This is a genomic window from Streptomyces sp. NPDC002276 (assembly GCF_053891435.1).
In genome coordinates, this window is sequence record NZ_JBSFCQ010000019.1 from 29,095 (window position 1) to 45,130 (window position 16,036).

General features: G+C 68.7%; 16 protein-coding genes, 1 other RNA gene and 1 pseudogene. 11 read left to right on the plus strand and 7 right to left on the minus strand.

Annotation, left to right across the window (positions count from 1 at the left end):
• Positions 1–75 precede the first annotated feature (75 nt).
• Entirely contained in the window at positions 76–1,506 is a 1,431-nt protein-coding gene (locus ACWIHT_RS36975) for an RNB domain-containing ribonuclease (protein ID WP_456172789.1), read from the plus strand.
• Positions 1,507–1,525: 19 nt separating this feature from the next.
• Here the strand turns inward: ACWIHT_RS36975 and ACWIHT_RS36980 are convergent, their stop codons facing one another.
• Positions 1,526–2,296, minus strand: a complete 771-nt coding sequence (locus tag ACWIHT_RS36980) for a MerR family transcriptional regulator (RefSeq protein ID WP_456172791.1) — start codon at positions 2,294–2,296, stop codon at positions 1,526–1,528.
• Positions 2,297–2,329: 33 nt separating this feature from the next.
• The gene (locus tag ACWIHT_RS36985; protein ID WP_456172793.1) at positions 2,330–3,922 is read right to left on the minus strand and encodes an FAD-dependent monooxygenase; all 1,593 of its coding nucleotides are present in this window, start codon (positions 3,920–3,922) and stop codon (positions 2,330–2,332) included.
• Between the two features lie 47 nt (positions 3,923–3,969).
• Between ACWIHT_RS36985 and ACWIHT_RS36990 the strand changes: the two genes are divergently transcribed.
• The 4 genes and pseudogenes from ACWIHT_RS36990 (at position 3,970) to rnpB (ending at position 6,866) form a co-directional block, all read left to right on the plus strand.
• Positions 3,970–4,593: a TetR/AcrR family transcriptional regulator gene (locus ACWIHT_RS36990; protein WP_456172794.1), complete on the plus strand. Its 624-nt coding sequence runs from the start codon at positions 3,970–3,972 to the stop codon at positions 4,591–4,593.
• 49 nt (positions 4,594–4,642) lie between these two features.
• Positions 4,643–5,470 carry an AraC family transcriptional regulator gene (locus ACWIHT_RS36995; RefSeq protein ID WP_456172795.1) on the plus strand — a complete coding sequence of 276 codons (828 nt, stop codon included), beginning with the start codon at positions 4,643–4,645 and terminating at the stop codon, positions 5,468–5,470.
• Between the two features lie 85 nt (positions 5,471–5,555).
• Positions 5,556–6,275: pseudogene (locus tag ACWIHT_RS37000) on the plus strand (DMT family transporter); the annotation flags it as partial.
• Positions 6,276–6,438: 163 nt separating this feature from the next.
• An RNA gene (rnpB, locus tag ACWIHT_RS37005) (RNase P RNA component class A) lies at positions 6,439–6,866 on the plus strand.
• A gap of 117 nt (positions 6,867–6,983) precedes the next feature.
• Here rnpB and tmk read toward each other — a convergent pair.
• The 3 genes from tmk to ACWIHT_RS37020 form a co-directional block, all read right to left on the minus strand.
• Positions 6,984–7,700 (minus strand): dTMP kinase, encoded by a 717-nt coding sequence (gene tmk / locus ACWIHT_RS37010; protein WP_456172796.1) that lies wholly within the window; start codon positions 7,698–7,700, stop codon positions 6,984–6,986.
• A complete protein-coding gene (locus ACWIHT_RS37015; RefSeq protein ID WP_456172797.1) occupies positions 7,693–9,006 on the minus strand; it encodes a UDP-N-acetylglucosamine 1-carboxyvinyltransferase in 1,314 nt (437 codons plus the stop codon). Before ACWIHT_RS37015 ends, tmk begins: the two co-directional genes overlap by 8 nt.
• 335 nt (positions 9,007–9,341) lie before the next feature.
• A complete protein-coding gene (locus ACWIHT_RS37020) occupies positions 9,342–9,689 on the minus strand; it encodes a hypothetical protein (protein WP_456172798.1) in 348 nt (115 codons plus the stop codon).
• Between the two features lie 171 nt (positions 9,690–9,860).
• Between ACWIHT_RS37020 and ACWIHT_RS37025 the strand changes: the two genes are divergently transcribed.
• Complete coding sequence (locus ACWIHT_RS37025) at positions 9,861–10,859, plus strand: helix-turn-helix domain-containing protein (protein ID WP_456172799.1); 999 nt, start codon at positions 9,861–9,863, stop codon at positions 10,857–10,859.
• On the opposite strand, the gene ACWIHT_RS37030 is transcribed toward ACWIHT_RS37025, so the two are convergent.
• Complete coding sequence (locus ACWIHT_RS37030) at positions 10,843–11,277, minus strand: winged helix-turn-helix transcriptional regulator (RefSeq protein WP_456172800.1); 435 nt, start codon at positions 11,275–11,277, stop codon at positions 10,843–10,845. The genes ACWIHT_RS37025 and ACWIHT_RS37030 overlap by 17 nt on opposite strands.
• A 101-nt stretch (positions 11,278–11,378) precedes the next feature.
• Between ACWIHT_RS37030 and ACWIHT_RS37035 the strand changes: the two genes are divergently transcribed.
• Positions 11,379–12,308, plus strand: a complete 930-nt coding sequence (locus ACWIHT_RS37035; protein ID WP_456173008.1) for an NADP-dependent oxidoreductase — start codon at positions 11,379–11,381, stop codon at positions 12,306–12,308.
• A 67-nt stretch (positions 12,309–12,375) separates the two neighbouring features.
• Positions 12,376–12,603, plus strand: a complete 228-nt coding sequence (locus tag ACWIHT_RS37040) for a hypothetical protein (RefSeq protein WP_456172802.1) — start codon at positions 12,376–12,378, stop codon at positions 12,601–12,603.
• Between the two features lie 52 nt (positions 12,604–12,655).
• Here the strand turns inward: ACWIHT_RS37040 and ACWIHT_RS37045 are convergent, their stop codons facing one another.
• The gene (locus tag ACWIHT_RS37045) at positions 12,656–13,285 is read right to left on the minus strand and encodes a TetR/AcrR family transcriptional regulator (RefSeq protein ID WP_456172803.1); all 630 of its coding nucleotides are present in this window, start codon (positions 13,283–13,285) and stop codon (positions 12,656–12,658) included.
• A gap of 219 nt (positions 13,286–13,504) precedes the next feature.
• Between ACWIHT_RS37045 and ACWIHT_RS37050 the strand changes: the two genes are divergently transcribed.
• The 3 genes from ACWIHT_RS37050 to ACWIHT_RS37060 all read left to right on the plus strand — a co-directional run bounded on the left by ACWIHT_RS37050 (position 13,505) and on the right by ACWIHT_RS37060 (position 15,796).
• Entirely contained in the window at positions 13,505–14,140 is a 636-nt protein-coding gene (locus tag ACWIHT_RS37050) for a nuclear transport factor 2 family protein (RefSeq protein WP_456172805.1), read from the plus strand.
• Positions 14,141–14,250: 110 nt separating this feature from the next.
• Complete coding sequence (locus ACWIHT_RS37055) at positions 14,251–14,799, plus strand: SDR family NAD(P)-dependent oxidoreductase (protein WP_456172807.1); 549 nt, start codon at positions 14,251–14,253, stop codon at positions 14,797–14,799.
• Between the two features lie 64 nt (positions 14,800–14,863).
• Complete coding sequence (locus ACWIHT_RS37060; RefSeq protein ID WP_456172809.1) at positions 14,864–15,796, plus strand: LLM class F420-dependent oxidoreductase; 933 nt, start codon at positions 14,864–14,866, stop codon at positions 15,794–15,796.
• The last annotated feature ends 240 nt before the right edge of the window (positions 15,797–16,036 follow it).

Genomic DNA, 16,036 nt, shown 5'->3' on the forward strand with positions numbered 1-16,036 from the left:
GTGGGTTTCTCCTTACGGTGGGTGCTGCGCCAGCGTAAAGGGTGCGGCCGGGCGGATTGTGCCTACGCTCGTGTCATGCCCAGCCGCCGTATCCGGGTGACCGGCACCCCCGAAGCCCCGCTCCGCGCCGCCCTCACCGCGCTCCGCACCGAACTCGGCGTACCCGAGAGCTTCCCGCCGGAGGTGCTCGCCGAGGCGGAACGGGCCGCCGCGGCGGCGCCGCCCCCGGTCCCGGACGCGACCGACATCCCCTTCTTCACCGTTGACCCGCCCACGTCCATGGACCTCGACCAGGCGATGCACCTGTCCCGCCGGGGCACCGGCTTCCGCGTTCGGTACGCCATCGCCGATGTCGCCGCCTTCGTCGTCCCCGGCGGGGCGCTCGACGCGGAGGCCCACCGCCGTGTGACCACCCTCTACTTCCCCGACGAGAAGACCCCGTTGCACCCGCCCCTGCTCAGCGAGGGCGCCGCGAGTCTGCTGCCGGACGTGACCCGGCCGGCGGTGCTGTGGACGATCGACCTGGACGCGGACGGCCGTACGGTCGCCGTCGACGTCCACCGGGCGCTCGTGCGCAGCCGGGCCAAGCTCGACTACGCGACCGTGCAGCGACGGATCGACGCGGGCACCGCCGAGGAACCGGTCGCGCTGCTGAAGGACATCGGCGAGGCGCGCGAACGGCTGGAGGTGGAGCGCGGCGGCATCTCCCTCAACGTGCCCGAGCAGGAGATCGTCGAGCGCGACCACACCTACGAACTCGCCTACCGCGCCCCGCTCCCCGCCGACGGCTGGAACGCCCAGATCTCCCTGCTCACCGGCATGGCCGCCGCCGACCTGATGCTCGCGCACGGCACGGGCGTCCTGCGCACCCTGCCCGCCGCCCCCGACGGTGCTGTGGGCCGCCTCCACCGCACGGCCCACGCCCTGGGCATCGACTGGCCGCACCATGTGTCGTACGCCCAGCTCATCCGCTCCCTCGACCCGCACCTCCCGCACCACGCGGCCTTCCTCCAGGAGTGCACGACCCTGCTGCGCGGCGCGGGCTACACGGTCTTCCAGGGCGGCGACCTCCCGCCCATCACCACCCACGCGGCCGTCGCCGCCCCCTACACCCACTGCACGGCTCCGCTACGACGCCTCGTCGACCGCTACGCCGCCGAGATCTGCCTCTCTCCGTCGTCCCCGCCCGCCTGGGTCCTGGCCGGACTCGACGCCCTGCCCAAGGAGATGGCGGACGGCACGCGTCTCGCGGGCACGGTCGAGCGCGAGTGCGTCGACATTGTCGAGGCGGCGTTGTTGAAGGACCGTGTCGGCGACCTCTTCGACGGCTATGTGGTCGACGTGGAGGAACGTCAACCCACCGTGGGGAAGGTGCAGTTGGACGCTCCGGCCGTCGTCGCCCGCCTGGAGGGCGGTACGACTCCGCTGCCGCTGGGGGAGCGGCTGCGGGTCCGGCTCACACAGGCGGACCCGGGGACGTCGAAGGTACGGTTCGCGCCTGCTTGACCGCGGTCACTTCTCATTCCTACCCGCGCGTGACGATCCGCAGCGCCCGGCGGATCGCCTCCGCCTGGGCCGGTGCGAAGTCCGCGTAGAAGGCGCGCAGGAAGCCGCTGTCGTGGTCGACCGGGTTCCCCTCGGGGAGCAGCGTGTCGGGAACGCAGGCGGCGAGGGCGCGGGCCGCCTCGTCCACGCGCGGGTCGGCGGGGTCGACGGGGAGCCCGGTGTCGGCGAGCGCGTCGAGCAGCGCGTACGCCTCGTGGGCCCGGGCGACCGCGTCCGGTGTCGCGACGGCGCCGCCCACCAGATCCATGATCCGCGCCCGCTCGGCGGGGGTCGCCACGGTGTCGAGCAGGGCGAGCATCTCGCGGTCCTTGGCGGCCATCGGCGAGTCGGCGGGGAGCGCCGAGGTGTGGGTCAACTCGCTGAACACCGCAGCCAGTTCGGGAGAGACGGGTCCTTCGGCGGACAGGTCTCCCGAGTCCAGCAGGGCGCGCAGCCGGGCCCGGCGCTCCCGGATCGCGGACTCCTGCCGGGCCAGGTCCTCGTCGAGTTCGGTGAGCACCTCGACGAGGTCCCGGCCCACGTCGTCCGCGAGCACGTCCCGTACCTCGGTCAGCCCCAGGCCCAGCTCGGTGAGCCGCCGGATCCGGGCCAGGACGACGGCGTGCCGCAGACCGTAGTCGCGGTAGCCGTTGGAGCGCCGCTCCGGTTCCGGCAGCAGGCCCAGGTGGTGGTAGTGCCGGACGGTCCGCGTGGTGACGCCGACGGTCTCGGCGAGTTCTCCGATCCGCATGGGACCAGTAGAAACGCTGACGTCGCGGCAGGGTCAAGCATCGACCGGCGCGCCGAACCAGAGCCGCAGTGCTTCGGCCGGATCGTTCTCGGTGCCGTCCGTGTCCGCCGCCCAGGCCGTGAACCCGTCCGGGCGCACCAGCAGGGCGGTGAGTTCCGGGCGTCCGGGGCAGGAGGCGGTCAGGACGTCCACCATGCTCTCGTAGCCGTCCGCGCGGGCCCGGAGTTTCGGGTCGTCGGCGAGGTCGAGGAGGAGGGCGCGGCCGTTGTGGAGGTGGTCGGCGAGGCGGCTGCCGTCGGCGAGTTCGAGGTCGGGGGCGCTGCGGCCGGTCAGCGGGTGGTCGCCGGGGAGGTCGTAGCGTTGCCAGACGCCGGAGATCCGCTTGACGAGATACGTCGTCCCGTCGACCGTCCCCGCGAGGTCGGTGACCACCGAGCGCAGGGCCCGGGAGTGCGGCTCGGGGCGCATCACCGCGATCTGGGCACGCGTCCAGTCGAGCACCCAGACACCGATCGGATGCCGCTCGGCGGTGTAGGTGTCGAGCAGTTCGACCGGTGCCTGGCCGCGCACGACGAGGGCGAGTTTCCAGCCGAGGTTCATCGCGTCCCCGACGCCGAGGTTGAGCCCCTGCCCGCCGAACGGCGAGTGGACGTGCGCCGCGTCGCCCGCGAGCAGCACCCGGCCCGCGCGATAGGTGTCCGCCTGACGGCAGTTGTCGGTGAACCGGGTCGAGGAGTGGATCTTGTGCACGGTCACGTCGACGCCGGTCACCCGGCGCACACTCGCCTGCAACTCCTCGACGGTGACGGGGGATTGGCGGTCCTCGGGCGGTCCGTCGAACTCGACGGTGAGGATCCGTCCCGGCAACGGGCCGAAGGCGTACGTCCCCACGTCGGTGGTGTTCCAGCCGCCGCGCAACGGCTCGGTGCCGGTCATGTCGGCGATGGCCTGGTAGCCGGTGATCTCCGGTGCGGTGCCCGGGAATTGGATCCCGCTGAGCTTGCGTACGAGGCTGCGGCCACCGTCGCAGCCGACCAGCCAGCCGGCCCGGACGGCGTACGGCGCGGAGCCGTCCGTGGGGGAGAGGCGGACCGTCACGCCCTCCTCGTCGGCGTCGAAGCCGGTCAACTCGGCCTGCCTGCGCACCTCGACGCCGAGCGCGTCGGCATGTCGGCCGAGCAGCCGCTCCAGCGGGGCCTGCGGGACGAGTCCGACGCGGTCGACCGGGCCGAGGTCGGCGAACGCCGGGTCCGTCTCGTCGAGCAGGTCGGCCCGCAGCATGATCCCGGAGAAGTGGCCGGCGAACTTCGGTGGCGGCACGGGGTTGTTGTCGTCCCCTCCGTGCGCCCGCTTGAACTCCTTGAAGCGGCTCATCGCCTCCTCGTGGATCCGGGTCAGCTCGGGGAGCAGTCCGCGCCGGTAAAGGGCCACGGTGGCCGTGGAGTTGAGGCCGCCGGCCTTGATCGTCTCGTCGACCTCGGCCAGCCGCTCCACGACCAGCACGCGGGCCCCGCCTTGGGTCAGCTCGGCGGCGAGCAGCAGGCCCACGGGACCGGCTCCGGAGACGACGACGTCGTAGTAGGTGTCCTTCTCGGTGGTCTTCTCGGTGTTCGTGTCAGTGCCCATGCCCATGAGTGTAGTCACTAAAAAATTATGTTCGCTACACTGTTCTCATGAGTGAGGGCGAGCTCTCCCTGAGAGAGCGCAAGAAGCGGGCGACCCGGCAGCGGATCTCGAACGTGGCCACGGGCCTGTTCAAGGAGCGGGGCTTCGACGGGGTGTCGGTCGCGGAGGTCGCACGCGCCGCCGAGGTGTCGACGATGACCGTCTTCAACTACTTCCCGCGCAAGGAGGACCTGTTCCTCGACCGCATCCCGGAGGCGGTCGAGGTGCTCAGCGGGGCGGTACGCCACCGCGCCCCGGGCGAGACCCCGCTCGCCGCGCTGCGCCGCCTCACGCTCGAACTCCGAGACCAGCAGCACCCGTTGGCCGGTCCCAACGACAACTTCCCGGCCTTCTGGCAGGTCGTGATCGAATCGCCGGCCCTGCGCGCCCGCGCCCGTGAAGGCCTGGAGGAGATCGAGAACGCCCTGTCCGACGCCCTCGCCGAGACCGCCCCGGACACCCCCGACCCCGCCCTGACCGCGGCCCTGATCGTCGCCGCGTACCGATCGGTGTACGTCACCACCGCACGCCGCCTGCTCGCGGGCGAACGCGGCGAAGCGACGACCGAGGACCACCAGGCCCGGATGAACGCGGCCCTCGACATCCTGGAGCGGGCGCTCACCCCGGCATAGCGGGCACCCCCCGTCGCGTTGCACTCTTGAGGAAAGGGGGGACCCACTGGTGAACGCACGCGAACAGGCCCTGTGGACGAGGGCGAGACTGGGCCACCGCGGCCCGCCGCTCGACCTCCTGACCGCCCGCTTCGACCGGCACGTCTACGCCCCGCACGCCCACGAGGAGTTCACGATCGGCGTCTGCGTCGACGGCTCCGAACTCATCGACTACCGCGGCGGCCACATCCGTACGACCCCCGGCTCCATCGTCGTACTCGCCCCCGGCGAAATGCACACCGGCGGCCCCGGCAGCACCACCGCCGGCTACGCCTACCGCGCCCTCTACGCCGACCCGGCACTCCTGACCGACGGCACCCTCGGCGGCGTCCCGCACTTCCGCGAACCGCTCCTCGACGACGCCGAACTCGCCCGCGCGTTCCGCCTCGCGCACACCGAACTCAGCGTCTGCCCCGACCCGTTGGAGGCCGAGTCCCGCCTCCCGTGGCTGCTCACGGCCCTGGCCCGCCGCCACTCGACATCCCGCCCGGCACCGGACCTCCTCGTCGGCGCGGCCTGGGTGGCACACGCGGTACGGGACCGCCTCGCGGACGAACTCCTGACCCCGCCCTCGCTCGCGTCGCTGGCGGCGGACTTCGACCTGTCCCGCTACCAACTCCTCCGAGCCTTCCGTACGACGATGGGGATACCGCCGTACGCCTGGCTCGCCCAGTACCGGGTCACGCGGGCGCGCGGCCTGCTGGAGGCGGGCGGGCGCCCCGCCGAGGTCGCGGCCCAGGTGGGCTTCGCCGACCAGGCGCATCTGACCCGCTGGTTCCGGCGGGTGCTCGGGGTGACCCCGGCGGCCTACCGCAACAGCGTTCAAGACGCCCGATGAGGCGGCGGCGCATCCTCGCCGTATGACTGCACGCGGCTGGTTCCTGTTCTCCCTGATGGGAGTGGTGTGGGGCATCCCCTACCTGATGATCAAGGTGGCGGTGGACGCCCCGCTCTCCCCGTCCATGGTCGTCTTCACACGGTGCGCCCTGGGCGCTGTACTCCTGCTCCCGTTCGCGCTACGACAGGGCGGTCTGACTCGTGTGGTCCGGTCGCACTGGCGCCCGATGCTGGCCTTCGCGTGCATAGAGATCGTCGGCCCGTGGTTCACGTTGACGGACGCGGAACGGCACCTGTCGAGCTCTACGGCGGGTCTGCTGATCGCGGGCGTACCGATTGTCGGGGTGCTGATGGCGCGCTTCTTCGGCGACGCGGAGAGGTTGGGTGCGCGCCGGGTGGCGGGCCTGGCGCTCGGCCTGTCCGGGGTCACGGTCCTCACGGTCCCGCATCTGACGGGCGGGGACGCGCGCTCCCTGGCGGAGGTGCTGCTGACGGTGCTCGGCTACGCGACGGCGCCGCTGATAGCGGCGCGCTACCTGAAGGACGTCCCGACTCTCCAACTGACGGCGCCCTGCCTGGCGTTGGCGGCGCTGGTGTACGCCCCGGCGGCGGCGGTCACCTGGCCGTCGTCGGTCCCCTCTCCCCAGGTCCTGGCCTCCCTCGCCGGACTGGGCGTGATCTGCACGGCGGTGGCGTTCGTGGCCTTCCTGGAACTGATCAAGGAGGTCGGCCCGACCCGCTCGACGGTGATCACGTACGTCAACCCGGCGGTCGCGGTGGCGGCGGGCGCGCTCTTCCTGGGCGAGGACCTGACAGTGGGCATCGGGGTGGCGTTCACGCTGATCCTGGCGGGGTCGGTGCTGGCGACGGCGGGGAGCGGTGAGAAGGGCGCTGGCCGCAAGGGCACGGGTCCGCAGGACGGCGGTTCGAAGGGTGGTGCCCGCCCGGTAGCATGGTCGACACGGCAGACGAGCCGGGCGGACGGCCGCGTGGAGTGCCCCTAGCGGGAGCTTCCCGAGGAACGTCCGGGCTCCACAGGGCAGGGTGATGGCTAACGGCCACCCGGGGTGACCCGCGGGACAGTGCCACAGAAAACAGACCGCCGGGGCTGTGCTCTTGAAAGAGGGCGCTCCTCGGTAAGGGTGAAACGGTGGTGTAAGAGACCACCAGTGCCCAGGGTGACCTGGGCAGCTAGGTAAACCCCACCCGGAGCAAGGTCAAAAGGAGCGCCGCCGTAAAAAGCGTGCTCTGCGCGGACGTTCGAGGGCTGCCCGCCCGAGTCCGCGGGTAGACCGCACGAGGCCGGTGGCAACACCGGTCCTAGATGGATGGCCGTCGCCGGGAGGACCGTGAGGTCCCCCCGGAAACAGAACCCGGCGTACGGCCCGGCTCGTCTGCCGCTTTTTGTTTTCGTAGGTCAGGGTCTATTTTTCTTGACCGTGAGGATGGGAATGCCTTGGCGCTCACGGATCCGGATGATCCGGATCATCCGGTGGGCGCGGGTCGCGGGGAGATCAGAGCCGACGGATGTCCGAGTCCTCCAGGGATTCGGTCTGTCCTGTAGCGCCCAGTTCAGCGTCTCTTTTGCGTAGTGCCTCGTCCGTGAGGCGGCTGATGTGCTCTGCGAGCACGTGAATCGGCTGTTGCCCGTCCAAGACGTGGTAATTGGGGCTCTTTCCCCACTCTTGTGCCAGGAAGATCTCGCGCACTCTCGACATCCGAGCGTGGTCGATTTCCTCCCATCGAGGCTTGTCTCCTCGGCTACGGATTCGCTCGACGGCCAACTCCGCGGGTATGTCCAGGTAGACCGTCAGTTGAGGTTCAGGGAGATACCGGTTCAGCTGCGCCACCCACTCCAGATCTGGGATACCTCGCGCGACCATCCAGGCGTACGAGCTGTACACATAGCGATCCGATATGACGACCGCCCCTTCACGCATCCACGGCAGCATCGAAGTGCGCATGTGACGCAGTCGATCCATCGCGCTGAACAGCACGAGTTCCGGTACTACGTCCACCATGTCGGTTTCGGACAGTTGCTCGTGAAGAAAGGCATTGAGGGTCGGATCGTCACGGAAATGCGCTGTAACTGGTCGAGTCCGGTATACGGTTCTGCTGGCCGCCAGATGCTTTTCCAGCAGCTCGGCCTGCGTGGTCTTTCCGGATCCGTCCAGTCCGCAAAGTGCGATCAGGGCGCCGTTCTCCGGTACTTTCCAACGCATATCATCCATGTGACGGAACTCCCTGTTCTTGTTGCGTCGCGTCAGCGCCAAGGGATCGCAGTGAACCAATCAGGTCGCCGTGGCCCCTTCGAAGATGATAGGTACCATGAATCGTTGAGCATCCGTCTGCCACAAGGGCCGCAAGTATGTATGCGACCACGCACCGGATGTCCTCGCCGATCACGTTAGTAGCCCTAAGAGGCGTTGGCCCGGCTACCGTCATGGTGCGACCCTGTGCGGTCACGCTCGCCCCGAAACGGGTCAGGCCCTGCACGTGACTCGATCGGAGTTCGTGCACGCCTTCACGGATACGCGTGATCCCTGCCATTTGCGTGGCCAGTACGGTGGCTTGTGGTTGCAGGTCGGTTGGAAACCCTGGATGAGGCGCGGTGATGATGCGGCGAACTCGCGTACGGTCCTGAGGGCGTCCGGTCATGGTGACTGAGCATCCGCTTGAATTTACTGTGATCTCTGCGCCGGCCTCATATAAAAGCGACCAGAAGGTTTCCGGCAGATCTTGGTGAAGAAAGCCGTCGAGGACCACCGAACCGCCGGTGAGCACGGCGGCGATGGCGAGGGTTCCCGCCTCAAGTCGGTCGGGGGGCAGCGTGTGCTGTGTGCCCAGTACGGTTGGCTCGCCGATGACCTCGATCGCGCCGTCGAACCGACGCTGCATTGTGATGCCGCACCCGCGCAGAAAAGCAACCACATGCTCGACTTCGGGTTCAGGGCTCGGGTCGGTGATCAAAGAGGATCCCCGGGCCCGGGAAGCCAACAGCAGTGCTGTGACAGTTGCGCCAAGACTGGGCCCGTTCCTGGTTCCCGCTGAGAACTTGAACGCCGTGGGACGGTCGCCGTTCAGTCGCGCGGTCAGGGTAGCGCCGTCTTTTTCGATGGTGGCGCCAGCGGCCTCCATGGCGGTGAGGTGTTGGTTGATGGGGCGTGGGCAGAAGGCGTCGCCGCCGGGGAGGGGAAACCGCACTTTCCCCTCCTTGGCCAGAATGGCTCCTGCCAGCGAAGGTGTTATGCGCAGTCGGCGCCCGAGCCGTGTGGAGATAGTCGGAATCTTGTTCGGCGAGTTCGGGGTGAAATCAAACCGCCGTTCACTGATTACTGCTCCATGACCGATTTCTTGCGCTATCTGTGCAACAACATCGACGTCCAGGATCGACGGCATATTGGTCAGCGAAACCTGGCCATCTGCAATGAAGATGGCTGCGGAGAGCAGAGTGGCGCACCCTTTCGCACCCTGTAGGTCGGCTCTTCCCTCAAGCCGGTATCCGCCGCTGATTTGGACCGGAGGATATTTTAGCAATCGAGTCTCCCTTGCCGCGACGGATCAGGAATCACGCGGATTCTTAATCCCAGCCTGTGGTGTCAGGGGAAGAGGGCGCCGGGTTCCCTGCCGCTGAAGCCACAGGTGAACCCGAGGCGTGATTTTGCGTGCCCTCGACAATTCCGGCTGAAACGCATGTGGCGAGACTCAGAGAAAGGGTGATCTTCGTGATGGTTTTGCAGGTGCGATACATGACTGGACCCCCGTGGAGTGATCACATGGATGGGCGGGAACCGAAGAAAGGCTGAGTGGTTCCTTGTGAACGAATTCAGCTTCACCGCCGCGACTGTCATTTGTCAGCACTCGTCGCTGACCTAATCAGGCAGTTGCATAGTCCGTCCATTGCATCCGCCGCCGACCCCGGCCTCACGGTCGAAGAACAGACCGACCAGGGCGCCCGAACAACTCGTGACACGACAATCGTCCAAGGTCGGCTCGGTACTCACGGTCCGCGTTGCCACTTCGAGGGCGATCCTCTCGGCGCTCAACAGGGAGTCCGTCGCGACGAACAGACCGACAGTGACCGTGCCCGGCTGCCTGGTGTGCACGCTGACATGGTCAACCGCGTCCTCGGGCACGGCGCGGACGAGAAAGAGATCGCTCAGCAGATCAGGCGGGACGAAGTCGTGCGGTGTGCTGATGCGGACGTGGATGAGGTACATCCGCTCACCCTCCGAGACTGGCACAAGGGTCACAAGGCGCACGCTTGGACGCTTTATGCGGGGGACGGAAACGGTCATCTCCGCGTGAGATCCAGTCGCCTCGGCGTTGTTCACAGCCACCTGGTGTTGGATCATCTGTTAATCGCGCGTCCCCCGAAGGAGGAGCCTGTTGTGCTGGAGACCTTGGGCCTGGACGAGACCGCCGAGAACGTCTACCGCACCATGCTCGGCCAACCTCAGGCCGACTTAGCCACGCTCCGCGAGCACCTCGGCATCTCCGAAGCTTCACTGAGGGAGGCGCTCGACCGCCTCAGCGAGCTGGCGTTGGTGCGCCAAGCCATGGATGATCCGCAATGCTTCCGGGCTGTGGATCCCGCCGTCAGCATGCAGGTTCTGGTCGCTCGGCAGGAGGAACGGCTGGCCGCCGAGCAGCAACGAGTCGAACAGACCAGACTTGCCGCCGCGAAACTGATGGCGGAGTTCGTGGCGTCCCGCCCGCGCAAACACTCCGCCGACGTCGAACAGCTTGAGGGGATCGACGAGATCCGCGATCGGATCAACGTGCTGTGCCGTGAGGTCCGGAACGAGGTGATGACGCTGGCCCCGGGCGGTGGCCAGAGCGCCGCGAGCATGGAAGCCGCCAGACCTCAGGATGCCGAGTTGCTCAGACGCGGCGTGGAGATGCGGACGGTGTACCTGGACAGTGTCCGCAACAGTCCGCCCACGCTGAAGTACGCGAAGTGGCTCACGGAACTCGGGGGCCAGGTTCGAACCGCGCCGTCTCTGCCCATCCGCCTGATGCTTCTGGACCGCAAGCTCGCTGTCCTGCCCACGGACGGCGACAACAGCGCCGCCGGTGCCATGATCCTCACCGGCAGCGGTGCACTTGTCGCACTCAGCGCGTTCTTCGAAGCGGTCTGGGAGAACAGTAGGCCCCTCGGAAGCCCTGCCGGCCAGCGGGACGAACAGGGCCTGACGAGCCAAGAGTCGGAAGTGCTTCGCCTACTGGGGCGAGGCTTCACCGATGAGGCGATAGCGAAGCGTCTTGGCGTGTCACCTCGCACAGCACGCCGGATCGCCGCTGATCTGATGGAGGCACTGCATGCTCGAAGCCGGTTTCAAGCTGGTGCTCGGGCCGTGACACGCGGATGGCTCACCGGAGAGGAGTAGCACCTTCTGAACTGGCCTTGTGTGCCGGTCGGGGCCCTCCGTCGGGTTCGGCGTCGAGTGCGTCGAGTGCGTCGAGTGCGTCGAGCACCGCGTCGCCGTTGGCCCTCGCCCACTCGGTCAGTATGTGGATCGGGTCGATCAAGGTCGCTCCGAGCGGGGTGAGTTCGTACTCGACACGGGGCGGCACTTCGGCGTAGGCGTGGCGGCGGACGAGTCCGTGCGCCTGTAGTCGTCGGAGTGTCTGGGTGAGCATCTTGCGGGAGATGCCGCCGATGAGTTCGATCAGTTCGCCGTGGCGGACCGGGCCTCTGCTGAGGCCGTAGAGGACGACCACCGTCCATTTGTCGGCGATGAGTTCGACCGCCAGACGCGCCGGACAGTCGGCGAGGAAGGGATCGCCGGGACCGAAACCGCTCATGGCGCCAAGGTACCTGCCGGTTCCTGTCGGAAACCTAGCCTGGTGCTCTCCCCCCTTCCCGAACCAGGAGAGCCATGTCAGTCATGTCAGCCATGTCAGTCATGCGAGTCATCACCCAGCAGACCCTCGGCGGTCCCGAGGTGCTCACCGTCGTGGACGCGCCCGAGCCCCGGCCCCTGCCGACCGAGGTCCTCGTCCGGGTCAGGGCGATCGGGCTGAACCCGCTGGAGGCCCGGCTGCGTGCCGGTGAGTTCCCGCTGCTCGGCCCGCCGCCCTTCGTCCTGGGCTGGGACATCAGCGGCGTGGTCGAACAGGCGCCGGGGACATGGCGGTTGAGGCCCGGCGACGAGGTGTTCGGGATGCCGCTGTTCCCGCGGGCGGCGAGCGGGTACGCCGAGGTCGTGGCGGCGCCGGCGCTGCATCTGGCGCGCAAGCCGGCGTCGCTCTCGCACGTCGAGGCGGCGGCTCTGCCGGTCGTCGGGCTGACGGCGTGGCAGGGACTGGTCGACCTCGCCGGTGTGCGCGAGGGCGACCGGGTCCTGGTGCACGGCGGTGGTGGCGGGGTCGGCCATGTCGCGGTCCAGATCGCGAAGGCGCTCGGCGCGTACGTCATCGCGACCGCGAGCGGGCGCAAGCGGGAGTTCGTCGAGGGGTTCGGCGCCGACGAGGTGATCGACTACACGGCGGTCGACTTCGCCCGGGCGGTCCGTGACATCGACGTCGTACTGGACACGATCGGCGGCGAAACCGCCGGGCGCTCGCTCCAAGTGCTGCGCCCGGGCGGTCACTTGGTGACGGCGGTCGCCGAGGACGATCCGGCGCTCATCGCCAGGTACGAGGCGGCCGGTATGCGCTTCAGCGGCATCGCAGTCGACTCCGATCCGGTCGCCCTGCGAGGCCTCGTCGACCTCGTCGAACAGGGCAGGCTCCGGGTCCATGTGCAGGAGACGTTCCCGTTCGAGCGCGTGGCCGACGCGCACCGACTGCTCGACGGCGGTCACCTTCAGGGCAAGCTCGTCCTCACCGTCTGAACGTCGACGGCGAGACGTTCCTCGCCGCGTGGTGACGTCGGCGCGAACGGCCCGACAACGCGCGGCCGTGGCTGTTCGGCACCGTCCGCAACCTGATGTTGAACGCGGACCGTGGCATGCGCCGGAAGTCCGCCGCGGCGCTGCGCCGCACATCGTCCGCCCGGACGCGACGGACGCGACGGACCCGAACGGCACCGGCGCCCAGCCGGTGATCAGCAACGCGGACCTGCGCGGGAGGGTCGCCTCAATGATCGTGACGCGCGGCGACCAGCAGCTCAACTACGTGGTCGGCTGACCGAGCCGAGCAGGCCGTAAACCCGCGGACGAGCGCGGTGGCAGACGTGCCGCTACCGCCCACTCCCGCGAAACGCCCCCGCCACCACCGGCACCAACTGCCGCTCCAACCGCTCCGCAGACATCGCCGCCAGTTCCGTGCCGATGGGCGCCAGGGCGAGCCAGTTCAGCAGTCCCGCCGCGCAGCGCGTACGGAAGATCAGTTCTTCCTCGTCGACCCCGGGGATGTTCGGCGCCAGTACCCGCAGCACGTCCCGGCGGCTCTTCTCGAACTTGCCGGTCAGGCGTTCCCACCCCTGGGGCGGCTCGATCCCGATGCGGGCCACGGTTCGCATCACGGCCAGGTCCTGCCCGCCGGCGGCGAACGCGCGCATCATCGGCCCGGCGAACGCCGCGGCCACTTCCTCAAGTGCCGCGTCGGGGCCGAGTGAGTCGATCGCCGCCATCTGGGCGTCCAGATACCGTTCCAGCGCGTGTTCGATCGCCGCGTCGCACAGTGCCTTGAGCGACCCGAAGTGATAGCTCACCGCCGCGACGTTGGCCCCGGCGCGATCCGTGATCTCGCGGAGTGTCACGCCTTCCTGGCCTCGTTGTGCGAGCAACTCCAGGGCGGCCGACTGGAGCCCGTCCCGTGTGCGTTGACCGGCCTCCCGGCGCAGGTCCGTCTTGTTCTCCCTTGTCACGCCATGTACTCAATCATTTGTTTGACTGCATCGTCAAGTGATGGGTGCCTGATGGGTGCCCCGGCGGGCGCGCGGCGGGCCACACAATTCAAACAGTGGCTTGACAGCTTGCTCCGGCCGTTCATAAAGTCAAGCCATCGCTTGATTTACTAAGAGAGCGAGGGGGACCGCTGCTGTGCGGCTCCCGGATCCCGAGATCAGACGTGAAGGAACTTCGCCATGAAGCTGCTCAGCCGGAAGTCGATCACCGCCGCGACCGCGGTAGCTGTTCTGGGTGGTCTTTCCATCGCCGCCGTGCCGTCACAGGCCGCGAGTCCCGCACACCACAAGGACGCCGCCCCGACCCTGACCGCGCGTCAGCTCGCGGCGCTGCCGCTCACCGACCGTCACCTGACCAAGCACGAGAAGACCAACCTCGCGATCGTCCTGCGCGACTACTACGTGGCCGAGGGCAGCCACATCGACGTCCCGACCTTCGTCAACAGCTTTGCCAAGGACGGCGTCTTCAACGACATGGTCCCCGGTGTCGCCTACCGGGGTGAGGCGCTCGGCAGCGTGCTGCCGTACATGAAGAGCCTCTTCTCCAACGTTCACCGTGACCTCAAGCGCATCACCGTGAACGGCGACACCGTCAGCATCGAGCTGTCGATCCAGGGCACGTTCGACGGCCAGCTCCAGTCGCCGACGGGCGGCGTCGTCAAGGGCAAGGGCCAGAAGGTCGACGCGCCCACCGCCGACTTCTGGTACCTGAAGAACGGCAAGGTCGAGAAGTTCGACTGCTTCGTCGGCTACTCGAAGATGTACGCCGACATGGGCGTGAACTTCGACTGGGCCTCGGCCGTCAACCAGCACTGAGCCACTCGCGGCGAGTGATGCCCGGCCCCACGGCCCCACGGCCCCGCATCACCCGCCGCGGCCCGTCCCAGTGTCCTTCAACAAGCGTCCTTCCTCAGGTGGGGAACCCCTTGAACGCCGCAGGCAACCGGGTCATCGTCTCCGGGCGCCGCGAGGACAGACTGAAAGAGCTCGTCTCGGAGCACCCCGGCATCGAGTCCGCCGCGCTCGACGTCACCGACCCGGCCGCCGTCCGGGACGTCACTGCCCAACTGTTCATACGCTTTCCCGACCTCGACGTCCTGGTGACGATGGCCGGCACGATGCTGCCGGAGGACCTCCTCCACCACCCCGACTTCCTCGCCGTGGCGGAAGCGACGGTGGCGACCAGCCTCCTCGGCACCATCCGCCTCGTGGCCGCGCTGACCGAACACCTCGCCACCCGGCCGCGGGCGACGATCATGACCGTCCCCTCCGGACCGGCCTTCGTCCCGCTGCCGGTCGCCCCGACGTACAACGCCACCAAGGCCGCCGTCCACTCCTCCACCGAGAGCCTTCGCGTCCAGCCGGCGGACACCCGCGTCGAGGTCCTCGAACTGGTGCCCCCAGCCGTACGCACCGCCCCGATGGGCCAGGAGGACTCGGCAACCGCCATGCCGCGCCTGCTGTCCGGCCGCTGACGAACGGCCACTTCGCCACCACACCGACTTGATCGCGCAACCGACCGCAGAGGAACGCATCGGCATGACGACCCGGCTGGGAATCGGTCTCCCGCAGAATCGGCAGTACGACCTCGGCAAGGACGTGCCCGACGTGGCCCGCGCCGCCGAGGCCATCGGATACGACAGCCTCTGGGTGTACGAACGCGCCCTGTTCCCGGAACCCCAGACCCAGCCGCTCTATGGCGTCCCCGGCCTGCCGTGGCCCGACGCCTACCGGGGCGTGGCCGAGCCGCTGGTCACGCTGACCCTCGCGGCGGCGGCCACCGGGCGGGCCGAACTGGGCACCGCTGTACTGGTCGCCCCGCTGCACATCCCCTTCCAACTGGCCAAGTCCCTGGCCACGTTGGACGCGGCGAGTGGCGGCCGGGTGGTCGCGGGCCTCGGCAGCGGCTGGTCCCTCGACGAGTACGCCGCCGCCGGGGTACGGCCGTTCGCGGAGCGCGGCAAGGTCATGGACGAGGTCTTCGAGGTGTGCCGGGCGGTGTGGGGTCCGGACCCGGTGGTCTACAACAACGGTCGGATCACGAGGATCGCCTCGGCCGTCGTCGGGCCGAAGCCGGCCCGCCCGATCCCGATCCTCGTCCCGGCCAACTCCCCGCGGTCCATGCGCCGGTTGGTCGACCACGCCGACGGCTGGCTGCCGTACGCCGACGGCCCCGCCCAAGTGGCCGCGAGCTGGCGCCAGTTGCAGGACCTCGCCGCCGAGCGGGGCCGAACCCGCCCGCTGCGGACGGTGGTTCGCGTCAACCCGGACTACACCGCGAAGCGGTACGACGGCCCGGACCGCCGCCCCTTCCAGGGCGACGTCGAGCAGATCGTCGGCGACCTGATGGCGTACGACGGGATCGGCCTCGACGAGTTCCTGGTCGACCTCTCGTGGGCCGCCCGGGACGCGGAAGAACTGAAGGACGTGAACGCCGAGGTGTACACGGCAGCACGGGCAGCCGGGTTCTGACCGGGCGGCTCGGCCCTTGACGTGACGACAGGATCCGGGGTCCGGAGCGCCCCCCGCGCGCCCCGGACCGTGGACCCCCCATCCCCCCGTCGTCATTCAGCTTTGGGTGCCGGGCGGAGCACGTGGTGAGTGTGCTGCGATCGAGTGCCTCCGGCATATCGACCCCCAGTCGATGCCGCAGGTTCGCCCGAAGGCATGACCAGTGCTCCTGTTCCGCCAATAGGCACGCCCCTGTGCCCG